At 70.2% G+C, this 13,009-nt stretch carries 17 protein-coding genes and 1 tRNA gene; 5 read left to right on the top strand and 13 right to left on the bottom strand.

The window, feature by feature from the left end:
- Positions 1–24: 24 nt before the first annotated feature.
- Genes PYV02_RS10935 through PYV02_RS10910 form a run of 6 tightly spaced genes read right to left on the bottom strand, consistent with a single transcriptional unit; the run spans position 25 to position 4,290 of the window.
- A complete protein-coding gene (locus tag PYV02_RS10935) occupies positions 25–432 on the bottom strand; it encodes a type II toxin-antitoxin system VapC family toxin (RefSeq protein ID WP_275759056.1) in 408 nt (135 codons plus the stop codon).
- Positions 429–656 (bottom strand): FitA-like ribbon-helix-helix domain-containing protein, encoded by a 228-nt coding sequence (locus PYV02_RS10930; RefSeq protein ID WP_275759055.1) that lies wholly within the window; start codon positions 654–656, stop codon positions 429–431. The genes PYV02_RS10935 and PYV02_RS10930 overlap by 4 nt, the downstream gene beginning before the upstream one ends.
- Before the next feature lie 28 nt (positions 657–684).
- Positions 685–1,623: a type II secretion system F family protein gene (locus tag PYV02_RS10925; protein ID WP_275759054.1), complete on the bottom strand. Its 939-nt coding sequence runs from the start codon at positions 1,621–1,623 to the stop codon at positions 685–687.
- Positions 1,611–2,465, bottom strand: coding sequence for a type II secretion system F family protein (locus PYV02_RS10920; protein WP_275759053.1), 855 nt, complete (start codon positions 2,463–2,465; stop codon positions 1,611–1,613). Before PYV02_RS10920 ends, PYV02_RS10925 begins: the two co-directional genes overlap by 13 nt.
- Complete coding sequence (locus PYV02_RS10915; protein WP_275759052.1) at positions 2,462–3,691, bottom strand: TadA family conjugal transfer-associated ATPase; 1,230 nt, start codon at positions 3,689–3,691, stop codon at positions 2,462–2,464. Before PYV02_RS10915 ends, PYV02_RS10920 begins: the two co-directional genes overlap by 4 nt.
- A 26-nt stretch (positions 3,692–3,717) precedes the next feature.
- A complete protein-coding gene (locus PYV02_RS10910) occupies positions 3,718–4,290 on the bottom strand; it encodes a dihydrofolate reductase family protein (RefSeq protein WP_275759051.1) in 573 nt (190 codons plus the stop codon).
- A 67-nt stretch (positions 4,291–4,357) separates the two neighbouring features.
- On the opposite strand from PYV02_RS10910, the gene PYV02_RS10905 reads away from it, so the two are divergent.
- From PYV02_RS10905 to PYV02_RS10895, 3 genes are all read left to right on the top strand, one after another.
- Positions 4,358–4,756, top strand: a complete 399-nt coding sequence (locus PYV02_RS10905) for a hypothetical protein (protein WP_275759050.1) — start codon at positions 4,358–4,360, stop codon at positions 4,754–4,756.
- A 26-nt stretch (positions 4,757–4,782) separates the two neighbouring features.
- A tRNA-Leu gene (locus tag PYV02_RS10900) sits at positions 4,783–4,864 on the top strand.
- A gap of 90 nt (positions 4,865–4,954) precedes the next feature.
- On the top strand, positions 4,955–5,677 hold the full coding sequence (locus PYV02_RS10895; RefSeq protein WP_275759049.1) for a DedA family protein: 723 nt from the start codon (positions 4,955–4,957) through the stop codon (positions 5,675–5,677).
- Between the two features lie 212 nt (positions 5,678–5,889).
- Here PYV02_RS10895 and PYV02_RS10890 read toward each other — a convergent pair whose 3' ends face one another.
- Entirely contained in the window at positions 5,890–6,492 is a 603-nt protein-coding gene (locus tag PYV02_RS10890) for a metal-dependent transcriptional regulator (RefSeq protein ID WP_275759048.1), read from the bottom strand.
- On the bottom strand, positions 6,489–7,751 hold the full coding sequence (locus PYV02_RS10885; protein WP_420833622.1) for an Nramp family divalent metal transporter: 1,263 nt from the start codon (positions 7,749–7,751) through the stop codon (positions 6,489–6,491). Before PYV02_RS10885 ends, PYV02_RS10890 begins: the two co-directional genes overlap by 4 nt.
- A 68-nt stretch (positions 7,752–7,819) precedes the next feature.
- On the opposite strand from PYV02_RS10885, the gene PYV02_RS10880 reads away from it, so the two are divergent.
- Positions 7,820–8,773, top strand: coding sequence for an L-lactate dehydrogenase (locus tag PYV02_RS10880; protein ID WP_275759047.1), 954 nt, complete (start codon positions 7,820–7,822; stop codon positions 8,771–8,773).
- Here PYV02_RS10880 and PYV02_RS10875 read toward each other — a convergent pair.
- The 4 genes from PYV02_RS10875 to murI form a co-directional block, all read right to left on the bottom strand.
- Entirely contained in the window at positions 8,770–9,207 is a 438-nt protein-coding gene (locus tag PYV02_RS10875; protein ID WP_275759046.1) for a hypothetical protein, read from the bottom strand. The two genes, PYV02_RS10880 and PYV02_RS10875, sit on opposite strands and share 4 nt — an antisense overlap.
- A gap of 80 nt (positions 9,208–9,287) precedes the next feature.
- Positions 9,288–9,869, bottom strand: a complete 582-nt coding sequence (gene rdgB / locus PYV02_RS10870; RefSeq protein WP_275759045.1) for an RdgB/HAM1 family non-canonical purine NTP pyrophosphatase — start codon at positions 9,867–9,869, stop codon at positions 9,288–9,290.
- A complete protein-coding gene (rph, locus tag PYV02_RS10865; RefSeq protein WP_275759044.1) occupies positions 9,866–10,591 on the bottom strand; it encodes a ribonuclease PH in 726 nt (241 codons plus the stop codon). The genes rdgB and rph overlap by 4 nt, the downstream gene beginning before the upstream one ends.
- A complete protein-coding gene (murI, locus tag PYV02_RS10860; RefSeq protein ID WP_275759043.1) occupies positions 10,588–11,424 on the bottom strand; it encodes a glutamate racemase in 837 nt (278 codons plus the stop codon). Before murI ends, rph begins: the two co-directional genes overlap by 4 nt.
- 27 nt (positions 11,425–11,451) lie before the next feature.
- Between murI and PYV02_RS10855 the strand changes: the two genes are divergently transcribed.
- The gene (locus PYV02_RS10855) at positions 11,452–12,744 is read left to right on the top strand and encodes a nicotinate phosphoribosyltransferase (RefSeq protein WP_275759042.1); all 1,293 of its coding nucleotides are present in this window, start codon (positions 11,452–11,454) and stop codon (positions 12,742–12,744) included.
- Here the strand turns inward: PYV02_RS10855 and PYV02_RS10850 are convergent.
- Positions 12,741–13,001, bottom strand: coding sequence for a DUF3039 domain-containing protein (locus tag PYV02_RS10850; protein WP_275759041.1), 261 nt, complete (start codon positions 12,999–13,001; stop codon positions 12,741–12,743). The genes PYV02_RS10855 and PYV02_RS10850 overlap by 4 nt on opposite strands.
- Positions 13,002–13,009 lie beyond the last annotated feature (8 nt).

Here is a 13,009-nt window from a genome sequence, read left to right as displayed (position 1 = left end):
TGCGGTTCTAGGTACAGCGTGGTTCTAGGTATGCTCCCAGGGATCGATGAGCTCGACACCGAGGCCCTCGAAGTCGCGCGTGTTGCGGGTGGCGAGCGCGGCGTCGTTGGCGAGGCAGATCGCGGCGATCATCCCGTCTTCGACGGCGAGTGGGTGCCCGGCGCCGCGTCGTTGCTCTTGAATCCGTGCGTAGGCGCGCGCGGCCGCCTCATCGTAGTCGAGCACGTCGGCCCGCCCGATCGCGCGGTCGATCGCGGTGGCGAGACTCTCACGGCGCGCTCCGGCGGGAAGGCGCCCGACCCCGACGAGCAGCTCACCGACCGTGATCGCGGTGATCGCCGCCTCCGGGTGGACTGCGAGCCACGAGAGCACCGCGGCATCCGGGCGCTGCCGCAGCGGCTCGGACAGCACGTTGGTGTCGAGCAGGATCACTCGAGGTCGACGTCCCGCGCGCTGCTGCGCTCCGGGAGCGCGAGTTCGAGTCCGCGATGCTCGTCGGCGAGTTCGAGCCACGCCTCCACGAAACCGCCGCGCTCGACCGCCGAGGTCAGGATCGCCCGGGCTTCCGCCTCCATCGAGCGGTTGTTGCGAGCGGCGCGCAGCTTGATGCGACGCTGCACGTCGTCATCCAGGTTCCGCACGGTGATCGCCGCCATCTCGCCTCCTGCTAGCAATGCTAGCAACCTAGAACCCCACCTGCAGCACGAAGATCCCCGGGAAGATCGCGAACGCGATCGTCACCGGCAGGATCAGGAAGACCAGCGGGAACAGCATCGCGACCTCCTTCTTGCCCGCGGTCTCCAGCAGCTCGCGCTTGGCGTCGTCGCGGGCGTCCTGCGCCTGGGCGCGCAGCACCTCGGCGAGCGGCGTGCCGCGCTCGAGCGCGCCGACCAACTGTTCGACGCAGCGCGTGAAGGCCGGCAGCTCGAGGTCGCGAGCGAGCGCGGCGAGCGTCTCGCCGAACGGCAAGCCGGTGTTGACGGATGCCACGACCCCCGCCAACTCCACCGCGAGCTCACCGCGACTGACCCGCGCCACCCGCCGGATCGCGTCGAGCAGTCCCTCCCCCGCGGAGAGGCTCAGCGTGAGGAACTCGAGCACGACGGGCAGCTCACTCGACAGCCGGGTGAGGCGGGCCTTCGCGGCACGTTGGAGTACGACATCCCTGCCGACGACGCCGCCGACGGCGAAGACGACCACGGTGACGGCCCGCACCCCGAGCGGGAGCTGCGCGCCGGCGAGCGCGGCGCCGACCCCGAGCGCGGCGCCGACGAGTCCCCACAGCACTTGCTGACCGCGGAAGGCCTCGACGGTCAGCGAGGAGCCCGCTTGGCGCAGACGCCGAGCCAGGATCTCCGAGCCACCGAGCACCCCGCCCAGGAGGCGTTGCCCGCGCGAGAGCAGCGGTTGCAGCAGCACCCCGAACACCGGCAGCGGCCCGGGCGCCGGGGGTGCGAGCGCCTCACGGGCGGCGGGCGAGATGTCACCGAGGTATGGCGCGACGCGGCGGGCCAGGCGCGGTCGGCTCATGCGCGGCGCGAGACTGGCGAGGCTCCACAACCCCACGCCGAGGGCGAGGCCGGCGAGCACGGCCCAAGCGAGCGCGACGCTCACGCGAACCACCGCCGTTCCTCGGGCAGTCGTCCGAGCGCGAGCATGACGCGGTAGGCGATCACGGTCACGACCAGCCCACCGACGATCAGCGCCACGCCGCCCGGCGAGTCGTAGGCGGCCGCGGCCTCCGGCCGGGTGGCGAGCAGCACGAGCACGATCCAGGGCGCCGCGAGCCCGAGGCGGGCGGCGACCACCACCCAGGACTGGCGGGCTTCGACCTCGGAGCGGATCGCGGCATCCGTGCGCAGCGCAGCGCCCAGGTTGCGCAGCACCGTCGTCAACTCGCTGCCGCCGACCTCGCGTGCCATGCGCAGCGTCTCGAGGATGCGGTCCGCAACCGGGTCGGCGAGCCGCGCCTTGAGCTCGTCGAGGCAGAGCCCGAAGTTGCCGCTCGCGCGGTACTCACGAGCGAACACGGCGAACGCGGGACGCAAGCTCTCGGGCCCAGCGGCCGCCAGGCCCGCGAGAGCGTCGGGCAGCGCGAGCCCGGAGCGCACGGCCGAGACGAGGTGGTCGACGACATCCGGCCACATCACCCGCACAGCGCGACGCCGCATGCGGGCGCGCCACGAGATCACCAGCATCGGCGTCACGGATGCCACGACCCCCGCCGCGACCGCGAGCACGCTCACCCGCACGATGCCGTACGCGAGGGCCGCCCCGGCGACGCCGAGCAGCACCGACACGGCGATGACGGTGGCGGGACTCACGCGCTGCAGCCCCGCCTGCACGAGCCGGTCGCGCAACCCGGGCAGCGCGCGCCGCGGGGTGCGGGCGGTGCGCGGCCAGAGGAACGGCGAGATGACCAGCAGCAGTCCGGCCCCGAGCGCGAGGCCGGCGACGAGCGTCACGCCGCACCCCGCGCGAGCACCGTGGCCGGGTCGAGTCCGGCGGCGGCGAACTTGCCCGTGCGCGCGGGGTATCCCCCGGTCGCGACGAGCTCACCGCCCGAGAGCGCGAAGATGGGGCTCGCCTCGATCACCCCCGCGGTCACGTTGCCGCTCGGGGTGACGATCTCCACGACGCGCCGCTGTCCCGAGCGTCCGAGTTCACAGTGCACGACGAGGTCGATGCAGCCGGCCACGGTCGGCACGACGAACCCGGAGTCGATGTTGCGTCCCGCCAACAGCGGCAGGGTGGAGAGCTTCACGAGCGCGTCGCGCGCGCTGTTGGCGTGGATGCTCGACATGCCCGGCAACCCCGAGTTGAGCGCGATGAGCAGGTCGAGGGACTCCGCCTCGCGCACCTCGCCGACCACGAGACGGTCGGGGCGCATGCGCAACGCCTCCTTGATGAGACGACGAAGCGTGACCTCGCCCGTGCCCTCGAGGGAGGGCTGCCGGCACTGCATCGCGACCGCGTCGCGGGATGCCGGCGCCAGCTCGAAGGTCTCCTCCACGGTCACGACCCGCTCGCTCGGCCGCGCCGCCGCGAGCAGCGCGTTGAGCATCGTCGTCTTGCCCGACTGGGTCGCGCCGGAGACCAGGATGTTGCAGCCCGCGAGCACGCACATCCGCAGGAACTCGCTCGCCTGGTGGCTGAGGCTGCCGAGGGCAACGAGGCGCTGCAGGTCGCGCACCCGACGGCTGAACTTTCGGATGTTGATCGCCCAGTGTCGGCGGGTGATATCCGGGATCACCACATGCAGACGGGAGCCGTCGGGCAGCGAGGCGTCGACGAACGGGGAACTGAGGTCGACGCGTCGACCGGAGGACTGCAGCATCCGCTCGACCAGGTCGCGCACCTCCCCATCGGTGAGGGTCAGCCCGGTCGGCTCGGGCACGCCGCCCCGGGCGACGAACACGGCATCGGGCGCGTTGATCCACACCTCCTCGATCTCGGGATCGTCGAGGTAGGGCTGCAGCGGCCCGAACCCGGTCAGGCTCGCGACCACCTGCCGCGCGGTCTCCGCCTCGTTCTCCAACAGCGGCAACGACCCGCCGAGCGCCCGCTCGCTGTAGCGGCGCACCTCGTCGTGCACATACTTCGCCGCGAGATCCCGGTCGGCGCCGAGGTCGACGCCGTCGAGCCGCACGCGCTCCCGCACCCGTTGCGCGATGTCGGCCTGCGCGTTCATGCCGCCATGCTCGCGGATGCCGCGGCTCAGCGCTGGGCGCTATCCACAGGCCGCTGCACCCGATACCGCACGTGCACGATGCCGCGCGACTCCACCACCCGCACCCGATCGAGCCGGGCCGGAGCGACCGCCGAGCGATCGAAGAGCGGGATGCCGTCGCCGAGGATCACCTCGGTGAGTGCGAGTTCGAGCTCGTCGATCTCGCCCGCGGCCAGCAACTGTTGGGCCACGTTCGGGCTGCCCATGATGTAGACGTCCTTGTCCCCCGCGGCGGCCCGAGCCCGCGCGAGGGCCTCGTCGACCGAGGCGACGAAGGTGAACAGCGAGCCGTTGCGGTGCACGGGCGCACGCGGCTCGTGCATGGGCACGAAGACCGGCATCGGGAAGATGTCCTCGTCGCCCCACTCCCGGTCGCCGGCGCGGAGCGTCCCGGCGCCGAAGATGACGGCCCCGGCGCCGAAGAACTCTGCCGAGACAGCCGGATCGATCGCCTGACGCGGGTCGCCGAACGCCCAGCCGTGCAGCACCCGCATGTCGTCGTCCACGCCTGCGGCGTAGCCATCGATGGAGACGGATGCGTAGAGCACGACCTTCTGCATGCCACCAATGTAAACACTGTCCACATTCGCGCGCAACCTTCGTCGCGCAGGTCGCTAGGCTCCCGCCATGACCGATGAGACCCCCACCGAACCCCGCACCTGGATCGCCGAGTGGGTGCGCACGGAATCGTTCTGGCGGGACGTGACCACGCGCACCTTCTCCGGCATCGTGGTGGTGACCATCACGGGACTTGTCGCGGGCATGGCGGCGTGGGCGGCATCCGACTCGATCCGGCCGACGGTCGCGAGCATCGGCGCGGGTGCGCTCGTGATCCTCGCGGCGTTCGCGGCCGCGGTCGCCTGGTTCCGCTTCAGCTTCTGGAACCCGATCACGAAGCGGCGCGTCGTCGGCCGCTGGCGCACTGCGGGTCTGTGGGTGCTCATGGTGGCGGGAATCCTCGCGATCGCCTACCTCGTGCTCGTTCCGGGACAGCTCTTCGTCGATTGGGTCTACGGCCAGGCTTAGGGGTCCCGTCCTAGACTCGTAATCACGCGGGAGTGGTGAAATTGGCAGACACGCAGGATTTAGGTTCCTGTGCTTTCGAGCGTGCGGGTTCAAGTCCCGCCTTCCGCACGGCACCGAACTAGTACCCTGTTCAGAACGCCCTGACCGCCGCCGATTGGCCGACTGGCAAACCGACGACTGGAGTTCACCTTGGTACCTATGGCCCTCATCCCGTGGCTCGACCCGGAGACGATCATCCAGGGTGCCGGCCCGTGGGCGCTGCTCGTGGTGTGCTTCATCGTGTTCGCCGAGACCGGCCTGCTCGTGGGCTTTCTGCTGCCGGGCGACACGCTGCTGGTGATCACCGGCCTGCTGGCGTTCTACCCGGGCATCGGCTTCGACGTCTGGTGGGTGGCGCTCGCGATCGGCCTGTCGGCGTTCCTGGGCGGCGAGGTGGGGTATCTGATCGGTCACAAGGCCGGGCCCAGGATCTTCGAGCGCAAGGAGACCGGGCTGTTCTCGATCGAGAACGTCAAGCGCACCAACAAGTTCTTCGAGCGCTTCGGCGGCCTCGCCGTCATCCTCGCCCGCTTCGTGCCGATCGTGCGCACGTTCGCGCCGGTGGCCGCGGGCGTCGGGCACATGGACTACCGCAAGTACACGCTCTACAACCTCATCGGCGCGGTCATCTGGGGTGTGGGTCTCACGTTCCTCGGCTACCTGCTGGGCTATGTACCGATCCTCGGCGACTTCGTGCGCGAGTACATCGACATCATCCTGATCGGCGCGGTGCTGATCACGGTGATCCCGACCGCCTTCCATTACTGGCAGTCCACGCGCAAGGCGAAGAAGCGCGCGGCCGATGCGAAGATCCTCACGGATGCCGAGGCCGAAGCCCTCGCGCTGCACCCGAAGGACTTCGACCAGAAGCTGGGCGACTAGGCCCTTCTGCGATCAGTGCCCTTCCGCGCCCGACCCGGCGACGCCGACCGCCGGCCCGGGAGTTCGGCCTGCCGCTGAGGCGGCTCGCCGACTCGGAAGATCAAGGATACTGTCCTTGATTCTGCGAACGTCCCGAGGGCCCCGCTAGGCGGGCCGCGCGAACGCCCCAGAACCCACCAACGCGAGGGCCCGACGCACGAGAACGACCGAGTTCACCCGGCCGTCACCCAGATCGACTCGAGCGCCTCGCGCGCGAGCTCGGCTCGCTGGGCGGGTGTGACGAGCGCATCCACGACGAGCCCCTCCGCCTCGAGGTGGCGCAGCAGCACCGGGTCGCGGTCGCTGATGCGCACGATGCGACCGCCGCCGGATGCCACGGCCAGCGTCACCGCGTCCGGCCGCGACACCGCGCCGTCCGCCGCCGGAATCGGATCGCCGTGGGGGTCGCGAACGGGTCGCCCCAACTGCACATCGATCGCCTCCAGCAGGCGGTCGCTGACGGTGTGCTCGAGCACCTCCGCCTCGTCGTGCACTTCGTCCCAGGCGTAGCCCATGCGCTGCACGAGCCAGGTCTCGATCAGGCGATGACGGCGCACCTGGCGCACGGCCAGCGCCGTGCCATCCGCCGTCAGTTCGATGGCGCCGTACGGCTCGTGCCGCACCAGACCCTGCGCCACGAGCTTCTTGATCATCTCCGTGACCGAGCTCGCGGCCAGCCCGAGCCGGGCGGCGAGCGCACCGGTCGTGATCGGGTCCGGCTGCCACTCGGTGTGGCTGTAGATCACCTTGACGTAGTCCTCGATGGCGATTCTCACGTGCCGGTCGCCACCAGCACGAGCAGCAGGATGTTGATCGCCGTGATCGCGACGGCCGACACCCAGCCCGCCACCTTCAACCACGTGGCGTTGACGAACTCCCCCATGCGCTTGCGCGAACTCGCGATCGCCACGAGCGGGATCAGGGCGAACGGGATGCCGAAGCTCAGCACCACCTGACTGAGCACGAGCGCCTCGGTCGGGTCGAAGCCAACGCCCAGGATGATGAGCGCCGGGATGAGCGTGACCAGCCGGCGCACGATCAGCGGCACCTTGATCTTCAGCAGCCCACCCATGATCGCCGACCCCGCGTAGGTGCCGACGCTCGTCGACGCCAGGCCGGAGGCCAGCAGCCCGATCGCGAACACGACGCCGATGCCCGGGCCGAGCGCCGCGACGATCGCGGCGTGCGCGCCCTCGATGGTGTCCGTGCCGTCCACGCCACGCAGCGCGGCGGCGGCGAGCAGCAGCATGGAGATGTTCACCGCGCCGGCGATGAGCAGGGCGGCACCGACATCCCACTTCGTCGCCCGCAGCAGCGAGCGGATGCGCACCGGATCGTCGCTCACCCCGTGACGGTCGCGCGCGAGCGCCGAATGCAGATAGATCACGTGGGGCATCACGGTGGCACCCAGCATGCTCGTGGCCAGCAGCACCGAATCGGTGTTCTCGAAGCGTGGCACGACGCCGCCGAGCGCAGCGCCCCAGTCCAGGCCGTTGACGACGAGGCCGGTGACGAAGCCGACGACGATCACGGCGAGCAGGCCGATGATGACGACCTCGAACGGCCGCTGACCGCGGGTCGACTGCAGCATCAACAGGCCCATGGAGATCACGCCGACGATGACCCCGCCGGCCAGCAGGGGCACCCCGAACAGCAGGTAGAGCGCGATCGCGCCGCCGATCACCTCGGCGATGTCGGTCGCCGCCGCGACGAGCTCGGCTTGCAGCCAGTAGAGGCGCCTAGGCCACGGCTTCAACCGGTCGCCGAGCAACTCAGGCAGGCTGCGTCCGGTGACGAGCCCGACCTTGGCGGACTGGTACTGCACCAGCACGGCGATCGCGTTGGCGACGATCAGCACCCACAGCAGCATGTAGCCGTAGCGCGCACCGGCCGTCAGGTTCGCGGCGACGTTGCCGGGGTCGACGTAGGCGATGGCGGCGACGAAGGCGGGACCGAGCAGCAGCAGCGTCGCGCGCGCCCGACCTCCCACAGGTCCCTTGGTCTCGGGTCTCACGGCATTGGGAGATTTCGGCACACCGAAATACTACTGGTGTGGGCCCATCGCCCCTAGACCTCCGGAGCGATCTGGCCCAGGCTGACGGCATGAGCGTGATCGAGAACTCGAAGCTGACCATCATCGGAGCCGGGGCGGTGGGCACCTCCGTGGCGTACGCCGCCATGATCCGCGAGAGCGCGCGCGAGATCGCCCTGTACGACATCCGGCCCGAGAAGGTCGAAGCCGAAGTGCTCGACCTGGCCCATGGTTCCCAGTTCACGGGGTCGGCGAGCGTGACCGGCGGCACCGATCTCACGATGGTGGAGGGGTCGAACGTGGTCGTGATCACCGCGGGCGCCAAGCAGCATCCCGGGCAGTCCCGCCTCGACCTGGCCGCCGTCAACGTCGAGCTGCTGCGCGACATGATGCCCAAGCTCGTCGAGCGTGCGCCGAACGCGGTGTTCATGGTGGTCTCGAACCCGTGCGACGTGCTCGCGGTCGCGGCGCAGCGCATCAGCGGTCTGCCACCGGCTCGCGTGTTCGCCTCGGGCACCGTGCTCGACTCCTCACGGCTGCGCTGGTTGCTGGGCCAGCGTCTGGGCGTCTCCACGTCGAGCGTGCACGCCATGATCGTCGGTGAGCACGGCGACTCCGAGTTCGCGCTGTGGTCGCAGGCGCGCATCGGGCCCGTGCCGATCTTGGAATGGCAGCCGAAGACGGGGACGCCGCTGACCCTCGCCGAGCTCGCGATCATCGCCGAGGATGTCAAGACCGCCGCATATCGCGTGATCGTCGGCAAGGGCGCCACCAACTACGCCATCGGGTTGTCGGCCGCTCGCACGGTGGAGGCGATCCTGCGGGACGAAGGCGTGGTGCTTCCGGTGAGCAGCGTGCTGCACGACTACCACGGCATCGACGGCATCGCCCTCTCCGTGCCGAGCGTGGTCGACGCCGGCGGGGTCTCGCACGTCATCGACGTGCCCTACTCCGTGGAAGAGGCGCAGTCGCTGACTCGGTCGGCCCAGACCCTGGGCGAATCGCTCGCGGCGCTCGGGATCTAGGCCGACCGGGCGAACAGTGCGCGGCAGAGCAGCACGCCGACGACGAACAGCCCGATCGTGGCCGCCACGTACAGCGCGTAGACGCCCGTCACCAGCGCCAGCGGCCATCCCTCGGCGGCCGTGCGACCCGAGGCGAGCCCGGTCGCCTGCGCCGCCCACGCCATCACCGCCAGGAACAGCACCGCGGCGGCGAGCAGCACACCCGTCGTCCAGCGCTGCCGACGCGCGAGAAGGCTGCTCGCGAGCAGCAGGGCGCCACCGATGAACACCAGCACGAACAGTTCGCCGGGCATCAGCACGTCGAGATGGAGGCCGCCTCTGGCGATCAGGAAAGCGATGCCGAATACGATCGGGGCGGCAAGGGGAATCCCCACGAGCACGGTGCCCAGGATCGCGAGGGTCTTCGCGATCGTCGTTCGTGTGCGCTGCTGCATGACGTGCTCCGTTCCACGGGAATGGTCGCAGTCGGCACGCAGGCGCCACAGAGGCTTTCGGCCCATCGGGCCGCTGGAACTCAGCCGAGCAACTCGCGGCGCACGATCGGCATGAGCTGTCGGAACGCGAGCGCGCGATGGCTGATCGCGTTCTTCTCGTCGGGGCGCAGCTCGGCGGCGCTCACGGAGAAGCCCGCCGGCTTGAAGATCGGGTCGTAGCCGAAGCCGTTCGGCCCGGCCGGTTCGTGCAGCACGGTGCCGGGCCAGATTCCGAGCTCCACGAACTCGTCGGTGCCGCTGACGAGGGCGGCGGCGCAGGTGAAGTGCGCCGCGCGGTCGGGGGCATCGCCGAGAGCGGCGAGCAGATGGGCGACGTTGGCCGCGTCATCCCGCTCGCCCGAGTAGTGGGCGGAGTCGATGCCGGGCGCGCCGCCCAGCGCGTCGACCGAGATGCCCGAGTCGTCGGCGATCGCCGGCAGCCCGGTGAAGGCCGCCGCGGCCCGCGCCTTGATGAGCGCGTTCGCCGCGAAGCTGTCGCCGTCCTCGACCGGCGAGGGACCCTCGTAGGCGAGCAGCTCGATGCCGTCGAGAGACGGGCCCAGGATGCGCTGCAGCTCCTGCACCTTGTGCAAGTTGTGCGTGGCGAGCACGAGCTGGATCATCCGGCGAGCGCCTCCGTCTGCAGTCGCGTGAGATCGGCGGCACCACCGAGGGCGAGGTCGAGCAGCGAGTCGAGTTCGTGACGATCGAAGGGCGCGCCCTCCGCGGTGCCCTGCACCTCGACGAAGAGCCCGCGACCGGTGACGACGACGTTCATGTCGGTCTCGGCGCGCACGTCTTCGACATAGGCGAGGTCGAGCAGGGGTACCCCGTCGATGATGCCGACACTCACCGCGGCGACGGAGTCGTGCAGCGCCTTCGCGTTCTTGCCGATGAACCCCTTGGAACGGCCCCACTCGATCGCGTCGGCGAGCGCGACGTAGGCGCCCGTGATCGCGGCGGTGCGCGTGCCGCCGTCGGCCTGCAGCACGTCGCAGTCGATCACGATCGTGTTCTCGCCGAGCGCCTTGGTGTCGATGACGGCCCGCAGCGAACGGCCGATCAGGCGCGAGATCTCGTGCGTGCGTCCGCCGATCCTGCCCTTGACCGACTCGCGGTCCATGCGGTCGTTGGTCGAGCGCGGCAGCATCGCGTACTCGGCGGTCACCCAGCCCTTGCCCTTGCCGGTGAGCCAGCGCGGCACGCCGTTGGTGAAGGATGCCGTGCACAGCACCTTCGTCTTGCCGAACGAGATGAGCGCACTGCCCTCGGCCTGCTCGCTCCAACCGCGTTCGATCGTGACGGGTCGGAGCTGGTCGGCCTCGCGGCCATCACTGCGGGTCATCGTGCTTCTCTCTGTGTGATCGGGATGGCGCCCGTCTCGAACGTCTCGACGCGCACCACCTCCGGGATGAATCGGGAGGCCAGGCGCTTGAATCCGGCCGTGTCGGCGGTCGCCTCGAACTCATGGGTGGGTGGGGTGAGCGCGTGCCGTTCCAGGTCGTGCGCGACGAGGGTGCGGTAGACGTCGAACGCGGTCTCCTCGGCGCTGGAGACGAGGGTGACCTCGGGTCCCATCACGTACTGGATCGCCGCCGACATCAGCGGGTAATGCGTGCAGCCGAGCACGAGCGTGTCGACGCCCGCCGCCTTCAGCGGCGCGAGGTAGCCCTCGGCGACCTCGAACAGTTCGGCGCCGCTGGTGATACCGGCCTCGACGAACTCCACGAACCTGGGGCAGGCGGCGGTGAACAGCTCGAGGTCGGATGCCGCGGCGAACGCATCCTCGTAGGCCTTCGACTTGATGGTGCCCTCGGTGCCGATCACGCCGACGCGGCGGTTGCGGGTCTGGCGCACCGCGGCCCGGACCGCGGGCTGGATGACCTCGACCACGGGAATGCCGTAGCCCTCGGTGAAGCGCTCGCGGGCATCCCGCAGCATCGCCGCCGACGCCGTGTTGCAGGCGATCACAAGCAGCTTCACCCCTTGCGCGACGAGATCGTCCATGACGGCGAGGGCGTAGCCACGCACCTCCGCGATGGGCTTGGGTCCATAGGGCGAGTGCGCGGTATCGCCGACATAGAGAATCGACTCCTGCGGCAGCTGGTCGATGATCGCGCGCGCCACGGTGAGTCCACCGACGCCACTGTCGAAGACTCCGATTGGCGCGTCGGTCATGGTGATCGACTCTACTATCGTCGTCCCATGAGCACCGCCCTGCGCACCGACCGCTACGAGCTGACCATGCTGGATGCCGCGATCGGTTCCGGCACCGCCGATCGCGAGTGCATCTTCGAGGTCTTCGCCAGACGCCTGCCGGAAGGACGGCGCTACGGCATCGTCGCCGGCACCGGTCGCCTGCTCGAACTGATCGAGCAGTTCCGTTTCGGCGATGCCGAGCTGCAGTGGCTGCGCGACAACGCCGTCGTCGGCACCCCGGCCCTCGACTGGCTCGCCGACTACCGCTTCCGCGGCAACATCTCCGGCTATCGGGAGGGCGAGACCTACTTCCCCGGCTCCCCCATGCTCGTCATCGACGGCACCTTCGCCGAGGCGGTGATCCTGGAGACACTCACCTTGAGCGTGCTCAACTACGACTGCGCGGTCGCCTCCGCGGCATCGCGCATGGTGAACGCCGCCGAGGGGCGGCCCCTGTCGGAGATGGGGTCGCGGCGCGCCAATGAGCACGCCGCGGTCGCGGCGGCGCGCGCGGCCTTCATCGCCGGGTTCGGCGCGACGAGCAACCTGGAGGCCGGGCGGCGGTGGGGCATGCCGACCATGGGCACCGCGGCACACGCCTTCACGCTGCTGCACGACAGCGAAGAGGCCGCATTCCAGGCGCAGGTGGATGCCCTGGGCCCCGCCACCACGCTGCTCGTCGACACCTACGACATCGAGCACGGCGTCGAGCTCGCGGTGAAGGTCGCTGGACCGGACCTCGGAGCGGTGCGCATCGACTCCGGCGACCTCGCCGAACAGGTCGCGGCGGTGCGCAAGCAGCTCGACGCGCTGGGCGCGAAGAACACGCGGATCACCGTCACGAACGATCTGGACGAGTACGCGATCGCGGCGCTGCGGGCCGCACCGGTGGACGCCTACGGGGTCGGCACCTCCGTGGTCACGGGGTCGGGGCATCCCGCCGCTGGACTGGTCTACAAGCTCGTCGCGCACCGCGGCGGCGACGGCGAGTGGGTGTCGGTGGCCAAGACGTCCGCCGCGAAGGCGACGGTCGGCGGCCGCAAGGTGCCCGTGCGCGCGGTGCGCGACGGGGTCGCGCTCGAGGAGCGGATCTACGTCGAGGAGCGGCCCGCGGCATCCGTCTGGGAGCGTCCGCTGCTCGTGCCGATGGTCACCGCGGGCGAGATCGAACGCAAGTTCTGCGGGGTCGAGGGCACCCTTGCCGCGCGCGAGCACCGGGCCGCGGCGATCGCGGAGCTGCCGCCCGGCGCGCTGCGCCTGAGCCGCGGCGAACCGGCGCTCGAGACGGTCTACGTCTAGGGCTTGAGCTTCTCGTAGATCTCTTTGCAGGTCGGGCACACCGGGAACTTCTCCGGGTCGCGACCCGGCACCCAGAGCTTGCCGCAGAGGGCACGCACCGGCTTGCCGGTGAGCGCGGATTCCATGATCGCGTTCTTGGGCGCGTAGTGCGAGAACCGCTCGTGGTCGCCCTCGTCGACGACGGTGCGATTGAGCAGTTCCTCGAGTTCGCGATCGAGGGTGTCGGTGCCCCCGCCAGTCGGTTCCGTGCCAGCCATGCACCGAT

The sequence above is a fragment of the Antiquaquibacter metalliresistens genome (assembly GCF_029211225.1).
Lineage (GTDB): Bacteria > Actinomycetota > Actinomycetes > Actinomycetales > Microbacteriaceae > Rhodoglobus > Rhodoglobus metalliresistens.
Note: the sequence above shows the minus strand (reverse complement) of the source record. Positions and strands in the feature narration are given on the sequence as shown.